The sequence below is a fragment of the Novosphingobium sp. PY1 genome, assembly GCF_017312445.1.
In the GTDB taxonomy this organism is placed as follows: Bacteria; Pseudomonadota; Alphaproteobacteria; order Sphingomonadales; family Sphingomonadaceae; genus Novosphingobium.
In genome coordinates this window covers 52,318-76,486 of sequence record NZ_BLTI01000017.1, presented here as the reverse complement: position 1 = coordinate 76,486, position 24,169 = coordinate 52,318, and the positions used below count along the sequence as shown (strand labels likewise).

Below are 24,169 nucleotides of genomic sequence, written 5' to 3'. Positions count from 1 at the left end.
ACTTGCTCTACAAATATCCCCCCGGGTCCGGCCGGTAGAGGGGGCTTGGCTTTCACTCAATTATGCTGGCTGCACTATATCTCGCTTCGGCTTCCGCTGCTGCGCTGCCCCCGTCGGAACCTGCTTCCGGAGACGAGATCATTGTTACAGGCGAGCGGATCGCCCGTTCGGTCCAGCATACGGCTTCAAGCGTCAGCGTAGAGACCGCGCGCACGATCAAGGACAAGGCCGCGCCCGATCGCATTGAGCAACTGCTCCAGTTTGTGCCGAACGTCCAACTTGGTTCTGGTGGCGAGGGGCCAGTCATTCGCGGACAGGATTCGACGGGCGTCGTGCGCGATCTCGCCGCCTTCCTGAGTGGCTCTCGCCCGCGGGCCACGATCCAGGTCGACGGTCGCCCGGTGAGCTATTACGAACTGGCCTTCGGGCTGACGCCGCTCTGGGATGTCGAGCACGTGGAAATTTTCCGCAGTCCCCAGTCCACTACCCAAGGACGCAATTCGATAGGCGGTGCGATTTTCATCGAGACTGAAGATCCGGATTTCGCTTGGGAAGGGAAGGCGCGCCTGATCGCAGGCGAGGCGATGACACGTCAGGCTTCCGCGGCCCTGTCCGTGCCTCTCGTCAGCAATGAGGTCGCCCTTCGGCTTTCCGGCGACGTGCGCCGTAGCCGCACATCCAGCCGTATCACCAACCCGGCGGCGGGAATCGATCCGAACCGTGACGATTTCGACCTCCTGCGCGCCAAGCTGCTGGTTCAACCCGAAACGCTTCCCGATACCAGCCTGCTCGTCACTTATGGACATGGCCGGTCACAGATGCCGCAAGTGGAAGGCGTAGAGGCCCCCTATCGAGAACGGCGCAATCCCAATGCAAATTACGGGATCTTTGCGATCAGGACGAATTCGCTGACCGGGCGCCTTGCCTATCTTCCGGACGGCGCCTTCGATGCCCATGCCACGTTGAGCTATGGGGACGTCAAGGTACACCGCTACGCGCCGCCGGGTCTGGGGCGTGCCAGGATCGGCACGCATGATTTCTCGATCGAACCTTTCCTGGGATGGCGTGCACAATCGGGACTTCGCCTGAATGCAGGCCTCAATTTCACCCGTGCGACGCTGGGCCAGACCATCGACATATCTGCGCTTCAATTCGGATCAGGCACCTTCATGGACCTGCAGAGAAGTCTGGGTCTCTTCGGCCAAGCCGAACTGCCGTTGACCGGCACCCTCACGCTGACGACCGCTCTGCGGTACCAGCGCGACAGCCAGCTGCGGACCGGGGGTCTCATCGGCGGCCTGAGGACCATCCAGGTAGACTTTGATCGCAGCTTTTCGGCCTGGCTGCCCCGCGTCTCCCTCGCCTGGGATGCCGCCCCGAACCTACGGTTGGGCCTGCAGGTACATCGCGCCTACAATCCAGGCGGTCTCTCGCTCAATACGCAAACCGCACGCATCGAAACATTCGAGGCCGAACGCCTGTGGGACTATGAGGTTTTCCTGAGGGCAAAGCTGGACGACGGCCGGTTGACGATTGCCGCCAATGCCTTCGTCTACGACATGTACGATGCCCAGCGCACCGAAACGATCGTCTTTCGTACCCCCAACGGGGAGCTGGTGACGGCTGTCCAGGTCGGCAATGCGCCGCGCGCCTGGTCGAGGGGCATGGAACTCGAAGCCGACTGGAAGCCATCGCCGCATTTCAGCCTGAGTGCGGGCCTCGGTCTGCTCGATACGCGCATTACGCGGACAATCGAGGTTTCCGACCCGATTAGAGGCAAGCAATTCCAGCGATCGCCGCATCTGAGCGGATCGGTTGCGATCAGCTGGAATCCTGCCAAGACCTTGCACTTTTCGGCGCAGATGCGGCACAATGGCCGATACTTCAGCGATGACACCGAGGATTACGAGCGGCGGATAGCTGCATCGACCAGCGTCGATGCCAAAGTCTCGTGGACTTTCTCTCGCTTCACCGTCTTCGGTTACGCCCGCAACCTCCTCGATGAATTCCATCTGACCTACAAGTTCTCGGCCGGATCCGGGCTGGCGACTGCAAGCGACCCACGCGAACTGGGGCTGGGCCTCGAGGCCAGTTTCTGATCTGGCATGAGGAAGGCATCCGGACCGACACCGCGAACCTTCCAGTACCGCGTTAGACCGATACCGTCGCAGAGCGATGCGAAACGGGGATCGGCTCGCATCGGTCGAGTCGCGGGCGTGAACAGGTTCATCGTGCGCCGCCAGAGATCATCCGGCGATATCATCTGGTTCCGCACCGGCCAGATCGAGCCGACCAGCGGCCCCTTGCGCAGCAGGAACCCCTGCGCGACATCGAATGCGGCATCGAGCTCGCCCATGGCCGAAAGGCACATGACCGCCTGAACCGAGAAGCCCGGTGTGACCGCCTGCGCCAGAGCACGGCGAGCCTCGGCCAGGTTTGCAGAACTGGGCGTGTCCAGTGCAGTGAGCGCGATGCGCCAGCGTTCCTCCTGCTCGCTGGTGAACTTGGCGGGGCGCAGGCTCACGTCGTCCAGCAAGGTCAGCGCGGCCCTAGTCCTGCCGGTAAAGGCGAAGATATACAGCCGCGCGCTCCAGATTGCCGGATACTTCGGCCAGAGCTGCATGGCGCGGTCGATCGCCAGATCGGCTTCGGCGATCCTTCCGAAAATCCAGTATTTCAGTGCCCTGCGAAACTGATGTGGCGGCGATAGAGGCTCCAGTGCAATCGATCTTTCATTGTATTCCCACGATTGCCGCGCATACCCTACCGATTGCAGCAGAGTGACCAGATGAAGCAGCACATTGGCGTTGTCGGGAGCGACTTTCAGGACATCTCGCATGCGGTCCTCGGCTGCCTGCCAGTCGCCAAGGTAAGGGCGCAGGGTGGCAAGGGCGGCCAGGGCATTGCCTTCGTTCCGGTCGAGCGCCAGTGCCTGCCTTGCCGCTTCCTCGCATCCGGTCACGGCATCGCTGACCTGGTCGGGCGGCGCGCCTTCCGCGACATTGCGCCACGCCATTGCGAGCAGGCCCCAGGCTTGGGCATTGTCGGGATCGAGTTCGACTGCCTTGCGCAGCACTTCGACGCCGCGCATATCCTGGTCGGGCCATAGCTCGCGCAGGATGCGGCGCCCCTCGGCGATTTGCTGCGCGGCAGAGCCGCCGGTGTGTCTTGCAGCCAGCCACCAGGCCGATCCGGATGCCGCGACCAGAACCGCCAGGCCGCCGGCTAGCCAGGCGCGCCTTTCGAAGCCGCGCGGTGCATTACCCTCAACAGGGACGGCAGCATTCGGCCCGGCGACAGGGAGTTCTTCGATCTGTCCTACCAGTCGGTAGCCGGTGCGCGGAATCGTTTCGACCACGAACCCGGCTCCGGTTTCACGGGCCAGGCGCCGCAATTCGGCAATGACGCGATTGACAGCGTCGTCACCGACGATCCGCCCTCCCCAACAATTGAGCAGCAGGTCCTCGCGGCTCAGCACTGCACCCATGGCATCGGCAAGGGCAAGCAGGACCTGCATTACGCGCGGTTCTGCCGTAAGCAGGGCCAGGGGCCCTTCTATCGTTCGAAGAGACGGACGCACGATCGCCTTGCCCAGGCGGAAATCCTCGCGGTGGGCAAGCTGTTTTGACCCGGGCGATCGCGGATCGACCGCGATTGGCTCGTTTATCGGCAAACCATCGGCCAAAAATCATGCCCCCCTCATTCACTGATCCCTGGCTTGATAGCACTTTGGAGCCATTCCGGGAAAGCACCTGCCAGCATCGCACAGGAGTGCTGCACATGAGACCATTACCCATCGCGTTCGCCCTTACGGTCTCGGCCACATGTATGGCGCTCGGCGCCTGCGGCGGCGGCGGCGGAGTGGCCTCCACGCCCGCACCATCGCAGGCGCCAGCCCCATCCCCCACGCCCAGCCCGGAACCCGTCCTGCCACCGGACCAGATCGGCCTCATGAGCAGCGAGCCCTTCAATGCCCTGGGGCTGGGACACGAATACAAGCCGGCTGACGGGACCGAAACCACTGCCGCCTCCGCTGCGCAAAGCGTGGAGATCAGCTACGACGATGCCGAAGGCACCTATCAGATATCGCTGCCCGGCTTTCAGCCAGGCACTTTAGTCACGCAGGATTACAATGGCAGCGCCGGGCAGACGGCCACATCCACCTGGAACAGCATCGAGCCAAAATCGGGTAATACCGCGCAGAGCGTGAGGGTCACGCTGCAGGTACCGGGCAGCAATTTCTCGCCCTATACCTACACCAGCTTCGGTTCCTGGTATGACGAAACCACGGATAGCCAGGGATTTACCATCCGGCGCGAAGGGGTCTTTGCCTATGGCATCCCCACCGGCCCATCAGACATGCCCCTCAGCGGATCGGCAAACTATGGAGCGGATTTGCTCGGCAATACTTCCGACGGCAATTACGTCGGCGGCTCTGCCTCGCTGCAATTCGATTTCGGCAACGGCATCCTGACCGGTTCGATGCATCCGCTCCTGTCGGATGGCTGGGACCTCTCGATCGACCTGGGAACATACAGCTTCAGGGACACCACCTTCGCGAAAGGCAGCACGACCTTCGCAGGCAGCTTCGACGTGCCCGGACTCCCGGATGCGTCTTCGTGGTTCGAAGGTGCATTCAATGGTCCGCAGGCGGCAGAAATCATGGCGCGCTGGCAGGCCCCCTATCTCCGCGAGGGCAATCAGGGCGCAATGTTCGGAATCATGGTCGGGAGGAAGCAATGAAACTGCGCACATCTCTGGTCCTGGCCGTGGCCCCGGTCACGCTTCTGGCTGCTTGCGGCGGCGGCGGCAGCGGCGGCATTGCGTCGACGCCCACTCCAGCCCCCGCGCCTGCCCAGAGTCCGCCCGCCGATCCCGAACCGCCGGTCGCGCAGTTCGCGCCGAAGCCTGCGCAGATTTTCACGGCTCCACTCTACAACGACAATCTCGCCGTGCTGGGTCAGGCCTGGGAACATGAAGCCTTGCCCAACTCCAGCGCCAGCCTTTCCAATGCCAGAAACGTGCGGGAAGCAGGCGGCTTCGCTGTCACTTACGATGCGACCGGCGGCAACTACGTCATGACCGCGCCGATTGCAGGGTCCGGAACCGTGTACCAGATCAGCGACGGCGGCGAGTTCGAACCGGGCGCCAGTTTCGCTGCCGTACTGGCCGACAACGCCGCAGAAGCCGCCGGCAAACCTGGCGAGATGCGCATCTGGCCGGCAGGCGGGAGCGCCAGGGACTTCAGCTATGTATCGTTCGCCGAATTCTATGCCAGCGCGCCTGCAGGTGCCAGTCTGGAAACCGTGGCCTACGGCAGCATGGCGATCATCCAGCCGACGAGGCCCGGTGAAGTGCCGACGACCGGAAGCGCCAGCTATCATGGCTTTCTTGTCGGCTTTTTCGGCGGAGATCCCGGCGGAAGCTGGGTGGAAGGCAGAAGCAGGCTGGACTTCGACTTTGCCAAGGGATCGCTGTCCGGCGAACTGACCGCCAGAATGGTCTGCATGATGGGCTGCGCCTACGATGACCAGCTCTATACCCTGGCCGACACACACTTCGCGCGCGGCGCGACCGAATTCGGCGGTAGCCTCATGACAGCGGGCGCCCCTTCGGCAGGAACGTTTGCGGGCATGTTCGCCGGCCCCGATGCCAGCGAGCTGGCGGCCCAGTTCCAGCTTCCCTTCTTCAATCAGGATTTCCACAAGTGGGTGCCGGTCTCGGGCGTCATCATCGGCAAGGGCCCGTAAAGCAGGAGAAAGCCGATGGCCGGTTCCGGCTGTTCCCCTGCGGCGTGCGCCGGCGCTGTTTTGGCGCTCGCTATCGCGGGCTTTTCGCCAACTGTTAAGGCACAGACCGCCGAGTCGCAGGGAGCGGCACAGACGGCCCGGCTTTCCAGCACCCAATTGCTTGCCTTTGCCAATCGCGCTCGCGATGAGGGGCGCTTCGAGATTGCCGAAGCGGCCTATCGCGCGCTGTTTGCAGATCCTTCGGTACAAGTCCGCAGTGAGGCACGATTCCGACTGGCGATGCTTTATGTAGGCGCGCGTCGGCTGTCGCAGGCTGCAGTGCTGTTTCGCGAAATCCTCGACGAACAGCCCGACGCGCAGCGGGTCCGCCTCGAACTGGCGCATGTTCTGGATCTCATGGGCGATGAGGTGGGCGCACGGCGTGCCCTTCGCGAAGCACAGGCGGGCAAGCTTCCCCCGGAAGTAGCACGCTTCGTCGATCGCTATTCCGCCGCGCTCCGAGCGCAAAAGCCCCTTGGTGCCAGCTTCGACTTTGCCTTGGCACCGGACAGCAACATCAACCGTGCCACCCGGTCCTCGACGCTCGGAACCGTGTTCGGCGATTTCGTCCTCGACGACGAAGCGCGTCAGCGCTCGGGTATCGGGCTTGCCCTGCGCGGGCAGGCCTATGCACGTCTGCCAATCGGCGCCAGCGTAAACATGCTCGCAAAACTGTCCGGTTCCGCGGACCTCTATCGCGCCCACGACTTCAATGACATTGCCGTTGCAGCGACGGTCGGTCCCGAATTGCGGCTGGGTGCCGATCGCCTTTCCCTGGATGGCGGAGCGCTCCGGCGCTTCTTTGGCGGCCGACCCTATTCACGCGCGGTCACGGCAGAGGCGACGTACCTGCATCCCCTGGGCCGCAAGGCCCAGCTGCGCGCCGTGGCCAACGCGGCCCTTATCGACAATCGCCGCAATTCCTTGCTCGATGGCCACAGCTTTTCGGCAACGCTCGGCTATGAGCGAGCGATTTCAGGCCGGTCCGGCGCGGGGCTGACCGTCAGCATCGACCGGCAGGCGACGCGCGATCCCGGATATGCCACCTGGGGCTGGCAAACATCGGCCTTCGCCTATCGCGACCTGGGCGCGCTCACCCTCGTCGGGACGCTGGGAATGGGCAGACTGAAGGCAGATCGCAGGATCCTGCTGTATCCCGACAGGCGATCCGACCGCAATTACCGCGCCAGCCTGGGAGCGACCTTTCGCGCCTTTCGAATTGCAAGCTTCGCGCCTTTCATCAGAGCCACCTTCGAACGGAACCGCAGCAGCCTGGAAATCCATGACTACCGCAGATTGCGAACGGAGTTCGGCTTTACGCGGTCCTTCTAGCCCACGGCCGCCAAATTCTACCCCCTGGCAACCGCCAGCATCCTAAGCCCTGCGATCGACAATGTTCTCGATCCGGCCATCGAGCATTTCGATCTGTACATCGGAGATCTCGGCAATGCCCGGGTCATGGGTGACACACGCCACGGCCCGGCCCCCTTCGTGCGCGAGCGCTCGCAAGTCTTCAACGACGCGGGCGCTGTTGCGGCTGTCCAGGTCCCCGGTCGGTTCGTCACCGAGGATCAGCACCGGATCGTTGGCGAGCGCCCGGGCAATCGCCACGCGCTGACGTTCGCCGCCGGACAGGCGATCAGGCGTATTCGCGCTCTTTTCGTCCAGGCCCACCGCAGCAAGCAGCTCGAGTGCCCGCTGACGCGCGCCGTCGTGGTCCAGCCGACCGAGACGTTGCATCGGGAGCATGACGTTCTCCAGCGCGGAGAACTCGGGAAGCAGAAAATGGAACTGGAACACGAAGCCAAAACGCGCGAGGCGAATGGCCGCCCGCGCGTCACCCGAAAGCCCGCTGACTTCGCGCCCCTCGAACAGCAGTTCGCCTGAATCGGGCCGGTCGATGAGACCGAGCAAATAGAGCAACGAAGACTTGCCACAGCCCGATGGGCCAACAATGGTGGTGAAGCTGCCCCGCTCGATCGTTAGGCTCACATCGCGCACCAGATGCACCGGCTTGGGACCGGCCAGGGTGCGTGTAAGTGACCTTGCATCGAGGATCGCGGTCACAACGCCCCCCTCAGTATATCGACCGGATCGACGCGCGCCGCCTTTCGTGCCGGCAGCCACGCTGCCAGCGAGCCTGCGAGAAGCGACACCAGAGCCGCAATTGCATACTGGCGCGCGGACCGATCCATCGGAATGCGCTCGACATCGCCTCCGATGGGGAACCGCAACGTTCCCAGGATCGTCATCAGGCCATAACCGAGCAGCCATCCGAGCAGGACGCCAATCACGGCCAGCACCAACCCTTCGACCACGAAGATGAACTGCAGGTCGCCTTCTGAAAAGCCCATCGAACGCATGATCGCGATGTCGCGCCGCTTGTCCGAAACATTGTTCGAGACGACGGTATAGATGCCGAAACTCGCTACCAGCAGGATCGCGGAGACCACCGAATACATGATGACATTGCGGGTCAGGAGCAGGGAAAGGATATCGGCCGATCGTTCCTGCCAGCTTTCCGCCTTGTAGCCGAAGCGGGATTCCAGCCGAGCGGCGACGGCCTCGGCAGCATAAGGATCGACCAGCTTGACGCCGATGCGGTTGATGATGAACGGTCTGCCAAGCAACGATTGTGCCTCGCGCAGCAGCACGTAGCCGGTTCCCGAAGAAAGCTGGGTCTGCCCTTTCTTGAACAGTCCCACGACCCGCATCGAGCGCCCGCTTGAGGAGGACGAGGTTGCAGCGACGATGTCGCCCACCTGCACGCCCAGGCGTGCGGCGAGATCCTCACCAATGATAATGCCCCCTTGCGTCGTCTCGAGATCGTGAAGGTGGCCGACGCGCAGCTTGTCTTCGATGGTACTGATCTTTTTCTCGATGTCCGGCTCCACGCCGACGATCCCGATTGCCTCGTCATGCCCGCCCAGACGCAAGGTCACGCCGCCGGTCAGGCTGGGCGACGCAATCGCGCCGGGCACTGAATTGGCGGCAGAGACGACGGCCTGCCAATCCTTGATTCCGCGCACTTCGCTGCGCACCTTGTAGCCATACAGGGCGACCGCGCCCTTGCCATAAGCGCGCGCGCCGGGTTGGGGCGATGGACTGCGCAGCTCGTCGGAAACGATGATGTGCGGGGCGGCATTGATAAGCTGTTCGACGAAGTCGTTTTGGCTGCCCACCATCAGCGCTGAAACCGCAAGGAAGAATCCGACACCCACTGCGACCCCGCTGACGGCCACCGCCGTCTGGCGGCGGCGGCGCGCAAGGTGTCTGAGCGCAATCGTGACAAGAAAGCCGGCGCGCCCGATCATGACCGCACCCGGTCCCTGTCCTCGAGCCCGGCGGGTGGATCGACGACGACCCGGTCCCCTTCGGCGAGCCCCGACACCACTTCCACCTTGTCGGCCCCGATGATCCCCGTGCGCACCTTGCGTCGCTCCACCCGGCCATCCCGGACGCGCCAGACATGGCCATCGATCAATGCACCTGCGGGCACTAGCAGGGCCCCCTCATGTCGGTTGGTGACTATGTTGACTTCAAGCGTCAGGCCGAAAGGAAGGTCCTTCCTGCCATCGAGGCCGATGCGAACGCGAAACGCGCGTTCTCCGGGATCGCCGCCGGGGGTGATTTCGGTGACATGACCACGGATCACTTTGCCCGGGAGCGCGTCCGTGGACAGCAGGGCTTTCTGTCCAACCCGCACGCGCGGAATATCGCGTTCATCGACAGTGGCGGTCACCCGCGCCCTGGCCGGATCTCCGAGCTGGAACAGAGTCTTGCCCGGGTTCGCCAAATCGCCGGGCTCGACATCGCGCTTGAGCACGACGCCGTCGATACCCGCGCGCATCGTCAACTGGTTCAGCCGCGCTTCCAATGCCGAGGCAGCGGCACGCGATGCCTGTCCAGCGGCAACCGCCTCGTCGCGCGCGGCACGGGTCACCCAACCCTTCGCATAAAGTGCGGCGACGCGGTTTTCGGCCAGCGACTTGCCACGAGCATCGGCCCGGGCCTGCGCCAGGAGAGCACGCTGTTCGCTGTCATCGAGGCGCACAAGCGCTTGCCCACGCGTCACTCGCGCGCCCTCTTCGACCAGAACGGCAATGACCGGCGCAGTCAGACGCGAAGAAACCGCCACCGGATGCTCGGCTTCGACGAAGCCGGTAGCATAGACCAGTTCGACCGCCGGACCGCGCCCCACCGGTGCCGTGACTACCACCAGGGGACGGCCATTGAGCAGCCACCAACCGCCTGCGGCAGCGAGCAGGATTGCAATTGCAAGCAGGACGATGGGCTTGCGCATTGCCGGGTCAGCCTCTCTGTTTCGGACGGACACCCTATGCCCCTGACCGGAGCGGAGATCATTGATCGCCGACAACCTTGTGGCAAGACAGGATTTCCCGAATGAATGGCCGGTTCAATTCAGCCACCGGCAGAATACCTGGACCGCAAAACCGGAAGGCACGACAAGGTCACCGACGCGCCAATAAAAAACAGTCTTGACTGATTATATGGTGATGCTGGACAGTGCCGGAGTTGTCGCACGAAAACCATAGATTGCAGACAGATGAAGACGTGCTGCAGTTCTCGAACCGGGGGAAAACAGTTTGGCCGTCAATTCAGCCCGCAAGGCCATCGCTCCTGTCGCCGGTCGCAAGCCTGCCGATGACGGCAAACCGACACGCCAGTCGCTCAAGAGTGCGCAGACACGCAGCCGCTTGATCGAGGCTACGATCCAATGCCTTGTAAAGGTCGGCTATTCCGGGACCACCACACCCCTCGTCGCATCGGAGGCTGGACTTTCGCGCGGGGCCATGCTGCACCATTTCGAGAACAGCGCGACCCTGATACGGGCGACGATCGTGGAACTGCACGAGCGACGTCTCCGGGCCTTTCGGCGTTCATCGGAAAACAGCCAGCACGATCCCTCGACCATGGTCAGCGCTTACTGGCGACAGGTACAGAAGCCGGCTTTCATCGCCTTTCAGGAACTGGCCATGGCAGCCCGCACCAATTCCGAACTCGCCCAGATCATGCGGCCGCTGCAGATCGAGTATCGCGAACGCTTCAACGCCGAAGCGATCGCCCTCTATCCCGAGTGGCATTCCGCCCCAGAGAATTTCGCGCAGGCCATGGCGCTTTCGCAAACGCTCATGGAAGGCATGGCGATGAGCTTGCTTACAGGCGCCCTGGATGAAGCCATGGTGCCCTCCCTGCTGCACATGCTGGAGGACAAGATCCGCACCATGCGGCCAGGCGCGGGAACGGCATCGGCCGCCTGAGACAGCGGCGAAGCAGTGTATGTCAGCATTCGCGTGGCGGGCCGAAGCCGCCCGCGGGTACAAACTTACAGTCAATCATGTTTGTCTTTTTTTCTTCCCCGTCTTGAGCTACGAAAATTGCGAAACAGGTTCGCAGAAGGAATTTGCGACCGGGCATGACAGGCCCGGCGAGGGAGAGCGGGATTGAAAGGAGCGAGCGAGTGAGCGGTCGAGGCAAGGGCCCACTGTCCGGTGTGAAGGTCATCGATCTCACCAGCGTGCTGATGGGACCATACGCAACACAGATCTTTGCCGACCTTGGCGCGGACGTCATCAAGGTGGAAAGCCCCGATGGCGATACGACCCGTTTCATTCCACCAGGGCCGGACGCGTCGCGTGGAGGCATGTTCCTCAACGTCAACCGGGGCAAGCGCAGCATCGTCATCGACCTCAAGCAGCCCGAGGGGCGCGATGCGCTGCTTCGGCTGGCGAAGGATGCCGATGTGTTCATCCATTCGATGCGCTCGCGTGCGATCGGTCGACTGGGGCTCGACTACGAAGCCTTGCGGGCAGTCAACGAGCGGATCATCTACGCCAACCTGTACGGCTACGCGCGCAACGGGCCCTATCGCGATTACCCGGCATACGACGATATCGTGCAGGCCGCCTCAGGCATCGTCGACCTGCAGGCCCGCCTCTCCGGCGGCAAGCCGACCTATGCCGCCACGGTTATCGCCGACAAGGTAGCAGGTCTGACGGGAGCCTACTCGGTGATCGCCGCGCTTTTCGCACGCGAACGCTCCGGACAGGGGCAGGAGATCGAAGTCCCCATGTTCGAGACCCTAGTCTCGTTCACCATGGTCGAGCACTTGTGCGGATCGCTGTTCGATCCACCGCAGGGGCCGCCTGAATATGTCCGGGCCACTTCCGAAGCGCGCCGCCCATACCAGACCGCCGACGGTTACATCGGCGTGATGATCTACAACGACCGGCACTGGCGATCCTTCTTCGATGTCCTGGGGAACCCCGAATGGTCGCGCGATCCGTTGTTCGCTTCGATGCGTTCGCGCACCGAGAACATCGGTGCAGTCCTGACCAAAGTCGCGGAAGTCATCGCCACACGCACGACCGACGAATGGGTCGCGCTTTTCCGCGAGGCGCAGATCCCAGCCACGCCCATCGCCAGCCTGACCGAGCTGCTTCACGACCCCCACCTTATCGAGACCGGCTTCTGGGAAGAACGCCAGACCGACAGCGGCACCCTGCGATTCCCGGGCATCCCGACCTTGTTTTCGCAAACGCCGGGCGAAATCGGCGATCCCGGACCGGCCCTTGCCGGTCAGAGCGAAGAAGTGCTGCGCGAGGCGAATTTCTCAGAAACGGAGATCGCCGCGCTTCTCGATAGCGGCGCGGTCAGGAAGTCGGCGTGAGCGGCCCCGAACTGCATTGGCGCACGGCGCTTGGCGAAGGGAAGTTCCTGCTCCAGCGGGCACCGGACGGCACCGCGGTATTTCCGCCCCGGATCGCCGTGCCGGGAACCGGGTCCGGTTCGCTTGAATGGTTCGAGGCCTGCGGACTGGGAACGGTCTATTCGCTCTCCTGGATCAATCGGCGCGCGCCGGCCGAGCCCTATAACGTCGCACTCATCGATCTCGACGAAGGCGCCCGCCTGATGAGCCGGGTAGAGGCCACCGACGCCGATTCCCTGACGATCGGAATGCGTGTCGAGGCCTTTATCGAAGGCACAGGCGATGACGCGATCCTGCTGTTCCGCCCGGCCGAAGGTGGCGCATGAGCGACGCTTTCCCCCGGGGCAAAACGGCCATCGCAGGACTCGCTACCTTCGGCATCGGAGAAATGCCGGGCTACAACGCCATGGAGCTGACCGTACAAGCGGCGAGCCTTGCAGTTAAGGACGCCGGCCTGACGTTCGAGGACATCGACGCGCTCTACATTTGCCAGCCGGACGACTTCTTTGCCGGTCTCACCTTCGCCGAATATCTGGGACTTCATCCCAAATATACCGACAACAACCGCACTGGCGGCTCGGCATTCATGAGCCATATGGCCAGCGCAGCTCTGGCACTGGAGGCCGGGTACATCGACTGCGCCCTGATCGCCTACGGATCGAACCAGCGCAGCAAGGGAGGAAAGCTGTCCACGCCCATGACGAGCAATGCATGGGATGCACCATATGCGCCGCTTTTCCCGCTAACATCCTATGCCCTCGCCGCCGCCCGGCACATGCATGAGTATGGCACCACGCGCGAGGATCTCGCCGCCGTAGCATTGGCCGCCCGGTCCTGGGCGAACACCAATCCGGAAGCCTTTGCCAAAGGGCCGCTGACGATCGAAGACTGCCTGACATCACGCATGATCAGCACGCCGATCTCGGTGCGCGATTGCTGCCTCGTCACCGACGGCGCCGCCGCCGTGGTCATGACCCGCACCGAACGTGCCCGTGACCTGCAACGCCTGCCGGTGCCGCTCTTGGGAGCCGCCGCCGCGACATGGTGGAACTCGATTACGCAGGCCCCTGAGGTGACCGTTACCGCCGCCCGGGAATCGGGTGCGCGCGCCATGGGAATGGCCGGGGTCGAGCCCCGCGATATCGGGACCTTGCAGCTCTACGACGCTTTCACCATCAACACGATCCTGTTCCTCGAGGATCTTGGCTTCTGCCCGAAAGGCGAAGGCGGCCGGTTCGTGTCCGACGGAACGATCGCCCCCGGGGGCAGCCTCCCGGTCAACACCAATGGCGGCGGCCTCTCCTGTTGCCATCCGGGCATGTACGGGCTTTTCGCAATCGTCGAGGCAGCGCGGCAAATCCGCGGCGAAGCTGCCAACCAGTTGCCCGGAATCGACCTTGCACTCGCCCATGGCAATGGCGGCACCCTGTCGAGCCAGGCGACCGTGATCCTGGGCAGCATGGCGACCTTGTGATGCCGCAGAGCCGAAGCCTGCAAAGCTGATGTCTGCCTGCTCGAGGAATCTAGGAGCCGATCCACTCTTCGATCATCGGCCGGATCGGCTCTCCGACGAGTTCGAGAACCGGTCCGTCGCCCTCAACCATGTAGGCCATTTGTCCATAGCGATGCTTGGGAGAGGCACCGGCGGCGATCAGGCGCCAGCCCTGCGCCAAGAGCGTGTCCACTTCCTCGCCGACATCGTCGACCCATGCACCGACATGCGCCTCGGAGACTGCGAGAAGACCGTCATAGGCACCGCCCGGAACCGCCTCGATGAGCTCGAAATGGATCGGCCCCTGCCGCGAATAGGTAACGGTGAGGTGCGCCTCGGACCAACCGCCTTCGGGTGTCCAGACGCGCAGGGGATCGAATTTGCGAACCGGCGCCCAATCGAGGCCGAACTGCGCGGACATGCCGTCCATGGCACGGGCGATATCGGGCACGATCAGGCCATGATGATGAAGTCTACCGAAGGCTTTCACGTCTTGCACTCCAAGGATGAACGGGTTCGCCGCCAGCATGCAGCCTACGGCCCGCAAGGCTGAATGCAACGGGCGCACGGGCGCCGAAAGAAAGGGAACTGCGATGACCGGTCTCAAAATCGAAAGACACGCCGCCATCTGCCTGCTCACCATCGACCGCACGGAAACGCGCAACGCCCTCGATGCCGCGACCTCGCATGCGCTCGACGTGGCGATCACGGCGGCCGAGGACGATCCCGAAATCGGCGCCCTGGTCATCACCGGTGCCGGTGACCGTGCCTTCTGCGCCGGAATGGACCTCAAGGAAGCGGCGCAGATCGGCGCGGGCCACGGCCTCGTGCCCGGCCGCGGTTTTGGCGGTGTGACCGAGCGCAAGCGCAGCAAGCCGCTGATCGCCGCGGTCAACGGCACTGCGGTTGCCGGCGGCTTCGAGATCATGATGGCCTGCGACATGGTCTTCGCCGCCGACCATGCCCTTATGGGCCTGAGCGAGGTAAAGCGAGGGCTCTTCGCCTTTGCAGGCGGCATACAGCGGCTCGCCCGGCAAGTGCCTCGTGCGACCGCGCTGGCGATGATCATGACCGGCGAACTGCTCCCCGCGCGCCGTCTGTACGAATTGGGCATCGTCACCGAAGTGCTCCCCGGCCCCGAATTGCTGGCGCGCACGCTGGCTGTCACAGGCGCCATGCTGGAGAACAGCTGGGAGGCGATCCGCAACGGACGCGAGCTTTACGAACTGGCGAGCGGCATGGACATCGACACAGCGCTTGCCGTGGGCAATGCATGGGGCAAGGCGACGCTTTCGAGCGCCGACAGCCGTGAGGGTGTGGCCGCCTATACCCAAAAGCGAGAGGCCCGGTTTACCCGCGATTGAACCGGAGATGGGCGGGCACAGGCTACTCATCGTCGCCGCAACCCATCGAGCCCCAACATCACAGCATGCTCGCAGATGCGGCGGATCGAGTGGATGCCATTGGGGCGCACCCACAAGTGAAGCGAATTGAGAAAGCCGAGCAGGCACAGCGCTGTCAGCTTGGGATCGAGGTCAGGGCGCAGTGCGCCTTCCTCCTGCCCGCGGACGATCAGCGCCTCGACCCGCAAGCGGTAGTCCCTCTCATCGGCCGCGAATTCCGCCGCGCGCGCCGCGGGCAAGTGCTTGCGCGCTTCGAAAAATCCGGCCGTGAAAATCCTCTCGGTGCAGACGTAGCGTCCATGGGCGACGATGATCGCTTCCAGTCGCTCGATTGCCGGCCCCTCCTCTCGCGCAAGCGCAGAGATCGAGCGCAGGCCCCGATGGTGAGCCTCGCGCATAACGTGAACAAGCAGGTCACTCTTTCCCGAAATGTAGTGATAGAGGCTGCCCTTGAGCATACCCATCCTTTCGGCAATATCGCGCAGCGAAGTGCCGTCGTATCCTTTTTCAGCGAAGAGTTCCGCCGCAACTTCCAGCAATTCCGGCCAGCGCTCGGTGCGGTCCCTGCTCCCGCTCCGGGCTGGCGGATCGACGGTCTCGAGTGACTGATCCATGTCCCGCATCCGCACCTTCTACCTGTTGCCGGCAATTCACCAAACGGTCGTTTGGCTTAAGCTTTAGATGAAACGCCTCTTCACTTCCAGTCACCGTTGACTGTTTGGCTCTCCGCGCGGTCATGAGGCAAGCACCGCTTCGACGAGCGCAAACAATGCTGGCTGTCTCCAAGCCGATCGTCGTCTGCGCCCGGAACATGGGTGGCCGGGACCGAAGGGCGGAGGGAAAGATGCGCGATTGAGGGCTCAGGTCCTGCTGCGCGAGTGTGCCGCGCTCAAACTCGAAGACGCGACTAGGGCGGTTATTGGCTGGTTCACAGTGTTGCGAATGCGGTCGTGCTTCCCGCACCGTATTCTGCCGAACTGGCTCATGACGGATCGGCTGACAGACATGGATTGCGAAATCGCTGCTGCATCCGCAATGACCGAGTATCTTATCGCAGATGGCCATCGCCAGATCGGCTTCGTCACCGCCCCCGAGGCTTGCCGGCAGCCGAGGCGCGCCTCAGCGGATTTCTTTCAACTTGTGACAGGCACGCCATTCTTCTCGATCCCAAGTGGATCATCGAAGGCGATTTCTCCTTCGATTCAGGTCACGCTGCCGGCAAGGTCCATTACAAATGAGGCCGTTCACGCCGCATCGAATTTGTCCAGATAATCCGCGAGGACGAGATGTCGGGTCTTGCAGCGCTTTTCAAAAAGGCCAACGCCAAGCGAGAGTACTCTCCCTTTCTTCTGCATCGCGCCGATCGAGCCCGGATTATTTATATGGGCCGATGAAAAGCATGTGATTGCCTATAGGGTTCGGCGCAAATCTTGGATAGGCTGCCTGTTAACGCTAAATCAAAATCCGGCACCGAGCAGGTCGAGCTTCGACTGCCGCACTTCGCCAATTGAAATGGAAGTCTATGACCAGCAGCACGAACACGCGAAAACGGCGACGCGGACGCAGCGGCCCCACAATTACGGCTGTTGCCGAATTGGCCGGCGTATCGGCAATGACCGTTTCGAATGTGCTCAACAATCGACCTGTAGTGCAGCCTGCGACGCGCGAGGCCGTTCTCAAGGCGGTAAAGACACTCAACTACACTCCGAATTCTGCTGCACGAGCTCTGGCAAGCGCGGCTACGCTGCGCATTGGACTGATACATCACGGCGCTGAGAGCGCGCTTTTGAGCGCAATTCTGGTAGGCACCCTGAGGGCCGTCTCAAGACTGGGCGCACAGCTGGTGATGGATACGTACGATTCGGCCGATCCCATCGCGGGAGTTGAGCGCTTTCTCAAGATGGATCTCGATGGCCTGCTGTTGCCGCCTCCGCTGTGCGAGATGGTCAGCGCAGCCGGTCTGCCGGAAAGGTACGACACAAAGATGATTGCCCTCGCCCCTGGCGGCGAACTGCCCAACATGGATTGCGTGCGTATCGACGACGAACAGGCCACCTATGAGATCACGCGCATCCTGTTGGAAAAGGGGCATCGTCGCATCGGCCTCGTCACTTTGCCGGGCGCTCTCGTCGCAGTTTCCCGTCTGCGCGGATATCTTCGCGCACTCGGAGAGTTCGGCATCGCACCGGACATGAATCTGGTGTGGGAAGCACGACCTACTTTCGATGCAGGGCTGGAACTGGCCGAACGCGTGCTGGTCGAAGATCGCGATGCAACTGCCGTCCTGGCCGGCAACGACGATATGGCAGCAGCGTTTGTAAACGTTGCCTTGCGCCAGAACCTGTCGATCCCCGACGATATTTCGATCATCGGATTCGACGATTCGCCGATTGCGGTAAAAATCTGGCCATCATTGACTACCGTCCGCCAGCCCCTTGCGCAGATCGCCGAACAGGCGACTGATCGATTGGTCGATGCCTTGCGAAATCCCAATAGCGCCAACCAGATCTCGGCCAAGGCGATCTATGTCGACTTCGAGGTCATCGAGCGCCTCTCCGTGGGTACTGCCCGGTCGTGAGCCAGAAGAAGCAATCGGCGTCTGATCCGCACTCATCGCCGCACCGAATGTTCCTGCGCACGGGAGTTCTCGGGATGCCTGTGCGTTCTTGATCCAGGATCTCGTTCGCAGGCTTGACGCCAAGACACACCGGCGAGCGCCGCTCACTGACAACCCAAAGTTGCCTGGCGCCGTTGCAACGGAGTGCGCCTATCGCCTGTTCGACCTTACCACTTGAGCTGTTCGAGGCCACAGAACGCATCGACAGGGCTCACGCCAGTAAACGGTGCTTCGCCAACGAGGCGCCGCGCCGTTTCGCGCTGGACCGATTCAATCGAGCTGTAGGCATTGATACTGGTCTTCATGTGCGGCGCATCGAAGAGATAGTAAGGCTGACCGAAGGAAATCAATGCTGTCGGAATTTCCTGGGCAAACTGCGTCATTGCCTTGCGATTGGTCCCGTGCAGCTTCACGAAGTCGAGGTAGATGTGCGCGGCGCTTGGCGTCGCTTCCTGCCCCACGAGGTAGAGCACGAGATCGGTATCCTCGCGTGTTGGCATATTGTCGGGATCATAAGACCGAACCTCGAAGCCGCGCTGCGTCAATTCCCCGATAATCGGGTCATATCCACGGCCCAATGCGCCATCCCAGAAGCTGAACCCCTCCTCCATGACTGCCACGATGCGACGGTGGCGAATGGGATCAAGCGGCAGGAGATCCTGCACATCCTTGACCAAGGTTATGCTCTGGCCGGAGGCCGCATTGGCCTTCCGGACATCTGCAGACTGCTGCAACCCCGCGCGCATCTGCTCGAGGGGCGCGAGGCGTTCTACCGGCTCGCGCAAGTGCAGACCCAGACGAGCCTTGAGCGAGAGAATGCGGGTGATCGCCTCCTCGAGCCGCGCCTCGGATAGCAGGCCCTTACGCAGCCCATCGATCATCAAACGATAATCCTGCTCGGGTACACGGCTGAACAGGAACATGTCGCACCCGTTCTCGATCAGGGCCGGAACGGCTTCGGATCGTTCCATCCAGCTCGTAAGGCCGCCCATGCCGGTGGCATCGGATATGATCAGGCCCTTGAAGCCCAACTCTCCGCGCAGCAGTTCCTCGTTCAGCAGGCGTGAAACGCTGGCCGGCTGAAACGCTTCGCGACCGGCATCGGGCATACGCGCACGGATGTATGCCGGGAATGCGATATGGGCCGACATGACCGTCATCACCCCGGCGCGGATCAAGGAGCCGTAGATGCGTCCGTAGAGTTCATGCCATTCCTCGACCGAAAGCGGATTGACGCTGGTGACAAGGTGTTGATCGCGCTCATCGAAACCATCGCCCGGCCAATGCTTGAGGCATGCGGCGACGCCTTCCTCCTGCAGGACGCGAGCATAGACACTGGCCTGTGCAAGGACACGATCCGGATCGGAACCGAAAGAGCGGGTACCGACGATCGCGCTGCGAAAGGCGGAATTGATGTCGACCACAGGACCGAACGACCAGTCGTAGCCCAATACCCGGCTCTCGCGTGCGACAAGTCGCGCCACCGCTTCGGTTGTCGCCAGGTCGTCGCAAGCGGCAAGGCCCATGATGTTCGGGACTGCCGTCGCGAAGGGATAGCTGATCGTGCCCCCTTCGATGTCGCCGGTGAAGATCGGCGGCACATTGCTGCTTTCAATGGCGAACATCGTCGCATCGCGAAAGGCAGCGAGATCGGGCTTGGGAAAGCGATTGATGCCACCGGGCTTGAGGGCCGGCAATGGCGCCAGCTCCTCGCGGCTGTCCTGCGAGGTGGAGAACACGAAGAGCTGACCGACTTTTTCCTCGATGCTCATCGTATCGCGCATGCGTTCCACCCAGGCCCGGGCGGCATCGTCGATGGTGAGCGGATCGGTGTCCCCCGAAGCAGGCTCAATCATGCGTGCGCGCCCGAAGATCTGGGTTGCGAAGCGCGCTTGAACGGTGCGAAGCGTTCGCGGGCACGCTCAAGCCGGTGACGCATGTCGGCAAGCACTTCGGGATGGCGGTCGGCCTTGCTGTAGTTTTCGGCCGGATCGTCCCTGAGGTCATAAAGCTGCGGATATTTCGGGTCGGTCGGCCGGAAGGCGGCCAGAAAGTAGTCACCCGAGACGAACTTCCAGTGCTGGGTCCGGATCGCGACAGGGTCTTCATTGTCGAACAGGACAAGCTCTTCATGGGGAGACTGCTCCGCGCCGTCGAATATGAGGGAGGAAATGTCCTTTCCATCCAGTTCGACCTCGGGAAGCGGGACACCGGCAAGCGCACAGCAGGTAGGGAGAAAATCGATGGCCATGGCGATCGCATCGCAGTGGCTTGAAGCGGACACGGATCCTGGGCTCCAGGCGATCATCGGCACCTTGCTGGCACCATCGTAACCACCGCCGCCCTTGCGCTGGCGCAGCGGCCCGCTCGAGCCCTCATACCAGGGGCCATTGTCGGAGGTGAAGAGAACCAGCGTGTCACGCTCGATCCCGAGCTTTCGCAGCAGAGCAAGGATACGGCCGACCTTGTCGTCCACTTCTTCCACCGAATCGCCATAGGCTCCCGCGCCGGATCGACCTGCGAACGGTGCAGGCGGGCGGCACGGCAGGTGCGGCGCACTGAGCGCCAGTTCGACGAAAAAGGGCCGCTCCGCGTTCTCGGTGATGAACTGCTCCGCCTCTTCGCAGAAGATCTGCTGAAGCGGAGTGATTTCAGTCGAAACCTGGTGCGCTTCCTTGCCCGCTTCCGCCCGGACCAGAACCAGCGGACTCATGTCATGGCTATAAGGGATGCCGACAAAGCGATCGAACCCATGATGTGTCGGCAGCCAGTCCGGTCCGCGGTGACCCAGATGCCACTTGCCGAACAATCCCGTCGCATATCCTGCAGTCTTGAGCGCGGTGGGAATGGTGACTTCGCTCGTCGGCAGGACGCGGTCGTCATTGTAGAGAATGACCTTGTCGCCAAGGCCCGTGCGCACGGGATAGCGGCCGGTCAGCAGTCCTGCCCGGGAGGGCGTGCACAAGTTTGCCGCCGCATAGAATTGAGAGAACGTGCGCCCTTCGCGCGCCATGCGATCGATGTTGGGCGTCTTGATGCCACGCGCGCCGGTGATGCTCAGATCCCCGTAGCCCAGATCGTCGCACAGGATGACAATGACATTGCGCGGTCTGCGCGCATTCGCTGCCATGGCAGCCGGAGAAGTACACACCGCTGCGGTCGTCATGGCGGTTGCGAGGAAACTGCGTCGGTCCACGGCCTGTACTTTCCCAAAGAGACAAGAGAGCCGGGCGCAAGCGCCCGGCTCTCGGTGCTTTTTAGAAGCGGACGCCGAAGGTGGCGCCGAAGTAACGGCTGGAGTCCTTGTTGTACGTAGCGACCAAATCGTAGGGATTGGCGACGGTCGACATCAACGAGTTATGACCGATGTTGGTCAGGTAATTCGTATCGAACAGATTCTTCACGAATACCGTCAGGTTGTAGCGCTTGTCTGCGGTCGAGACGCCGACCGATGCATCGACAAGCGTATACGCAGGCTGGATAGTCAACGGATCGAGTTCCGAGCTCAGGTATTGCGCACTGGTGAAGTTGACGCCGATCTGAGCGAAGGCATTGAAACGATCACCTTCATAATCGTAGCGCGGGACCACAGAGATGCGCCAATCCGGGCTGGCCTGCAGCGGGCGACCGCGCAGGTTCTGCTGAGGCGTGGCGCCTGCGCTGGTGCGATAGCAGACGTTGATCGGGGTCCCGGTCATGACCGGTGCACCGGCCTGCAGCTGCAGCGCGCAGTTCAGGCCATCGATGTCGATACGCGACTGAGCGTAGGTGACGGCAGCATTGACAGAGAACGAGTCCGAAGGACGCATGGTCGCTTCGATTTCGAAACCACGGGTGCGCGACGAGCCCGCATTGGTGGTCGTGAAACGGATAACGCCTGTGTTCGGGTCCGAACGGTTTGCCTGCACCTGAAGGTTCGAGTAATCCGCCTGGAACAGGGCTGCCGAGATGCTCAGCGTACGGTCAGCGGTGCTGCCCTTGAAGCCGATTTCGTAGGCATTGACGTGTTCAGGCTGGATCGCGTTCTGATTGGCCAGATCGGCTGAGATTTCCATCTCGTAGCCCAGGCCCTTGTAGCCACGGGTATAGGTGCCATAGACCTGCGCATTGCGGCTGAATTCGTACTGCAGGCCGGCCTTGCCGGTCACAGCGGTGTCATGTGCGCTGAAAGTGCCGCTGGTGCTTGCGTTGCCAGGGAACACGTTGTCGCCGGCAACGATCGGAGCAGTGCGAACGCCGCTGTTTGTGCCCTTTTCATACTGCACGCGAATACCGCCGATAGCGCGCAGACCACCGACAAGACGGTAGTCGGCCTGACCGAACGCAGCGATGCTGTCCTGCTTCAGGCGAATGCGGCTCTGAGCCGATTGCCACACGATATTCGTGCTGGCGCACGGTTCGCCCACGACGCCAGCGGTGCAACGTGCGCGGCGGCGGTCGAACGGACGGTCGATGTCACTGTGCATGTAAAACGCGCCAAGGACGTAGTTGAAGTCCGAGGTACCGTTGTTTGCGATGCGCAGTTCCTGCGACCAGGCACTGAGATCGACGATCCCGTGATTCTGGTTCCAGAGCGTGTAAGGCGCGAAGGACGGGGGGCCCAAGTAGATCGGCGTAGTTGCGTTGATACGGTCGATGGGCTGATTAACCTCCAGATCATACTTCTGGTACGCGGTGATCGAGGTGACCGTCGATCCACCCAGGTCCCAGTTGGCCTGAAGCGAGTATGTCTGCGACTTGCTGTTCGCGTAGGTGTCAGTATCTTCGTTGATCGTGCGGTTCTTGCGCGATGCATCGATCGGCCCGACGACCGACTGCAGAACCGGATTCACAATGGAGATCAACGTCGATGCGCAGCAATCCGAGTCGGTCTTCTTGTATTCACCCGTCAGCAGGAAGGTCAGATTGCTGGTGGCCTCCCATTCCAGCTTGCCGCGCAGACCCCAACTTTTCGAGCCGTTGACCCATTTGCCGGTGCCGATGTTGCGGGTGATGCCCTGGACATCGCTATAGAATCCGGAAACGCGGGCACGCAGCGTGTCGGTGATCGGGCCCGAAACAGTGCCGCGTGCACGATACTCATTGTGCTCGGCGACAGTAATCTCACCCTTGCCTTCCAGCACGTCGGAGGGACGCGCGGTGGTTATGCTGATCACGCCGGCAGACGCGTTCTTGCCGAACAGGGTGCCCTGCGGGCCCCGCAGAACTTCGATCCGCTCGATGTCGGCGAGCTCCGAGAAGCCCTGTGCCGATCGTACGGCGACAACGCCGTCCACCACGACGGAAACCGAAGATTCCACACCCTGACCGAACAGCGCCGTACCGACGCCGCGGATTCGGAAGCTTGTGTTGGTTGGGTTTGCGCCCTGCTGGAACGACAGCGAAGGAATGGCAGTGACAAGCGAGTTGGTATCGTTGATCTGGCGCGCGGCAAGCGATTCCGCACTCACCGCAGTGACGGCAAGGGGAACGTCCTGAAGGCGCTCAGTGCGCTTCTGCGCGGTTACGACGATATCGCCCGGCTGAACCTCGTCAGCGGCTTCCTGGGCGAAGGCAGGCGCACTGACAGCCAGAGCTGCGCCCAGCGACAATACAGACACGGCGGACACGCGAATAGCGACTTTCAAAGACATACACTCCCTCCTCATAAACGGTCCGACTACAAGCATGCTGCGCAAGGGCAGACATGTGCGGCGGCTTCGAGTGACTCGATACGTGTAACGCTAAAAGCGCCTTCGACGCCGCGCGTCAACGGAATAATTTTAACGCTAATATATAGGGGCAGAATTGTTGCTGAAATATCACAGGCAGGCTTTTGCCCGCGCGCGCAGGGACTGAGCGGTATAACCCCGGGAATTGGATCCGTACCCTGCTCACTTTCAGTTGCGCATGATTGACACTGACAAGGACTGCACTTTTAGCGTTAAACTAGGTGCGGCCTGTCGCCTTGCGCCTGGGCTTGGATGATGTGCCCCCTTCCCCCGACTTCCATTGATGAGCCAGTTTGGTTCTGGAACGATCCACACGGAAGAGCCGTTACTTCGGAGATTTTCACAGTCGGGCTCGATCTGGGGACGAAAGTGTTCAAGGCGCACAGGCTCGAGGTTAGCCCTCATGCTGTCGAGAATGGATTGGCCA

Annotated in this window: 20 protein-coding genes; 11 read left to right on the top strand and 9 right to left on the bottom strand. The window is 62.2% G+C overall.

The window, feature by feature from the left end; all coding sequences use genetic code 11:
• The first annotated feature begins 62 nt into the window (after window positions 1-62).
• A complete protein-coding gene (locus J3474_RS21215; RefSeq protein ID WP_207095516.1) occupies window positions 63-2,099 on the top strand; it encodes a TonB-dependent receptor in 2,037 nt (678 codons plus the stop codon).
• Here the strand turns inward: J3474_RS21215 and J3474_RS21210 are convergent.
• Complete coding sequence (locus J3474_RS21210; protein ID WP_207095515.1) at window positions 2,018-3,685, bottom strand: winged helix-turn-helix domain-containing protein; 1,668 nt, start codon at window positions 3,683-3,685, stop codon at window positions 2,018-2,020. The two genes, J3474_RS21215 and J3474_RS21210, sit on opposite strands and share 82 nt — an antisense overlap.
• 95 nt (window positions 3,686-3,780) lie before the next feature.
• Between J3474_RS21210 and J3474_RS21205 the strand changes: the two genes are divergently transcribed.
• Genes J3474_RS21205 through J3474_RS21195 form a run of 3 tightly spaced genes read left to right on the top strand, consistent with a single transcriptional unit; the run spans window position 3,781 to window position 7,121 of the window.
• Window positions 3,781-4,743, top strand: a complete 963-nt coding sequence (locus tag J3474_RS21205; RefSeq protein ID WP_242528536.1) for a transferrin-binding protein-like solute binding protein — start codon at window positions 3,781-3,783, stop codon at window positions 4,741-4,743.
• Window positions 4,740-5,750: a transferrin-binding protein-like solute binding protein gene (locus J3474_RS22825; protein WP_242528535.1), complete on the top strand. Its 1,011-nt coding sequence runs from the start codon at window positions 4,740-4,742 to the stop codon at window positions 5,748-5,750. Before J3474_RS21205 ends, J3474_RS22825 begins: the two co-directional genes overlap by 4 nt.
• A 15-nt stretch (window positions 5,751-5,765) precedes the next feature.
• A complete protein-coding gene (locus J3474_RS21195) occupies window positions 5,766-7,121 on the top strand; it encodes a surface lipoprotein assembly modifier (RefSeq protein ID WP_207095514.1) in 1,356 nt (451 codons plus the stop codon).
• A gap of 42 nt (window positions 7,122-7,163) precedes the next feature.
• On the opposite strand, the gene J3474_RS21190 is transcribed toward J3474_RS21195, so the two are convergent.
• From J3474_RS21190 to J3474_RS21180, 3 genes are read right to left on the bottom strand one after another with little or no spacing between them, the layout of a single operon-like run.
• Window positions 7,164-7,856, bottom strand: a complete 693-nt coding sequence (locus tag J3474_RS21190) for an ABC transporter ATP-binding protein (RefSeq protein ID WP_013836737.1) — start codon at window positions 7,854-7,856, stop codon at window positions 7,164-7,166.
• Entirely contained in the window at window positions 7,853-9,103 is a 1,251-nt protein-coding gene (locus J3474_RS21185; RefSeq protein WP_207095513.1) for an ABC transporter permease, read from the bottom strand. Before J3474_RS21185 ends, J3474_RS21190 begins: the two co-directional genes overlap by 4 nt.
• Window positions 9,100-10,092 (bottom strand): efflux RND transporter periplasmic adaptor subunit, encoded by a 993-nt coding sequence (locus tag J3474_RS21180; protein WP_207095512.1) that lies wholly within the window; start codon window positions 10,090-10,092, stop codon window positions 9,100-9,102. Before J3474_RS21180 ends, J3474_RS21185 begins: the two co-directional genes overlap by 4 nt.
• Before the next feature lie 304 nt (window positions 10,093-10,396).
• Between J3474_RS21180 and J3474_RS21175 the strand changes: the two genes are divergently transcribed.
• The 4 genes from J3474_RS21175 to J3474_RS21160 all read left to right on the top strand — a co-directional run bounded on the left by J3474_RS21175 (window position 10,397) and on the right by J3474_RS21160 (window position 13,993).
• Window positions 10,397-11,071, top strand: coding sequence for a TetR/AcrR family transcriptional regulator (locus tag J3474_RS21175; RefSeq protein WP_207095511.1), 675 nt, complete (start codon window positions 10,397-10,399; stop codon window positions 11,069-11,071).
• A 200-nt stretch (window positions 11,072-11,271) separates the two neighbouring features.
• Window positions 11,272-12,480: a CaiB/BaiF CoA-transferase family protein gene (locus J3474_RS21170; RefSeq protein WP_242528534.1), complete on the top strand. Its 1,209-nt coding sequence runs from the start codon at window positions 11,272-11,274 to the stop codon at window positions 12,478-12,480.
• The gene (locus tag J3474_RS21165) at window positions 12,477-12,845 is read left to right on the top strand and encodes a Zn-ribbon domain-containing OB-fold protein (protein ID WP_207095509.1); all 369 of its coding nucleotides are present in this window, start codon (window positions 12,477-12,479) and stop codon (window positions 12,843-12,845) included. The genes J3474_RS21170 and J3474_RS21165 overlap by 4 nt, the downstream gene beginning before the upstream one ends.
• Complete coding sequence (locus tag J3474_RS21160) at window positions 12,842-13,993, top strand: thiolase (RefSeq protein ID WP_207095508.1); 1,152 nt, start codon at window positions 12,842-12,844, stop codon at window positions 13,991-13,993. Before J3474_RS21165 ends, J3474_RS21160 begins: the two co-directional genes overlap by 4 nt.
• A 49-nt stretch (window positions 13,994-14,042) precedes the next feature.
• Here J3474_RS21160 and J3474_RS21155 read toward each other — a convergent pair whose 3' ends face one another.
• Window positions 14,043-14,501, bottom strand: coding sequence for a VOC family protein (locus J3474_RS21155; RefSeq protein WP_158511827.1), 459 nt, complete (start codon window positions 14,499-14,501; stop codon window positions 14,043-14,045).
• A gap of 103 nt (window positions 14,502-14,604) precedes the next feature.
• Between J3474_RS21155 and J3474_RS21150 the strand changes: the two genes are divergently transcribed.
• Window positions 14,605-15,375 carry an enoyl-CoA hydratase/isomerase family protein gene (locus J3474_RS21150; protein ID WP_013836729.1) on the top strand — a complete coding sequence of 257 codons (771 nt, stop codon included), beginning with the start codon at window positions 14,605-14,607 and terminating at the stop codon, window positions 15,373-15,375.
• A gap of 26 nt (window positions 15,376-15,401) precedes the next feature.
• On the opposite strand, the gene J3474_RS21145 is transcribed toward J3474_RS21150, so the two are convergent.
• Entirely contained in the window at window positions 15,402-16,028 is a 627-nt protein-coding gene (locus J3474_RS21145; RefSeq protein ID WP_207095507.1) for a TetR/AcrR family transcriptional regulator, read from the bottom strand.
• A 370-nt stretch (window positions 16,029-16,398) separates the two neighbouring features.
• Between J3474_RS21145 and J3474_RS21140 the strand changes: the two genes are divergently transcribed.
• Window positions 16,399-16,686 carry a hypothetical protein gene (locus tag J3474_RS21140; RefSeq protein ID WP_207095506.1) on the top strand — a complete coding sequence of 96 codons (288 nt, stop codon included), beginning with the start codon at window positions 16,399-16,401 and terminating at the stop codon, window positions 16,684-16,686.
• Between the two features lie 250 nt (window positions 16,687-16,936).
• On the top strand, window positions 16,937-17,992 hold the full coding sequence (locus J3474_RS21135) for a LacI family DNA-binding transcriptional regulator (RefSeq protein WP_207095505.1): 1,056 nt from the start codon (window positions 16,937-16,939) through the stop codon (window positions 17,990-17,992).
• Between the two features lie 206 nt (window positions 17,993-18,198).
• Here the strand turns inward: J3474_RS21135 and J3474_RS21130 are convergent, their stop codons facing one another.
• The 3 genes from J3474_RS21130 to J3474_RS21120 all read right to left on the bottom strand — a co-directional run bounded on the left by J3474_RS21130 (window position 18,199) and on the right by J3474_RS21120 (window position 23,664).
• Window positions 18,199-19,887 carry a glycoside hydrolase family 3 protein gene (locus J3474_RS21130; protein WP_207095504.1) on the bottom strand — a complete coding sequence of 563 codons (1,689 nt, stop codon included), beginning with the start codon at window positions 19,885-19,887 and terminating at the stop codon, window positions 18,199-18,201.
• Window positions 19,884-21,197, bottom strand: coding sequence for a sulfatase (locus J3474_RS21125; protein WP_242528532.1), 1,314 nt, complete (start codon window positions 21,195-21,197; stop codon window positions 19,884-19,886). The genes J3474_RS21130 and J3474_RS21125 overlap by 4 nt, the downstream gene beginning before the upstream one ends.
• A 91-nt stretch (window positions 21,198-21,288) precedes the next feature.
• Window positions 21,289-23,664 carry a TonB-dependent receptor gene (locus J3474_RS21120; RefSeq protein WP_013836723.1) on the bottom strand — a complete coding sequence of 792 codons (2,376 nt, stop codon included), beginning with the start codon at window positions 23,662-23,664 and terminating at the stop codon, window positions 21,289-21,291.
• Window positions 23,665-24,169 lie beyond the last annotated feature (505 nt).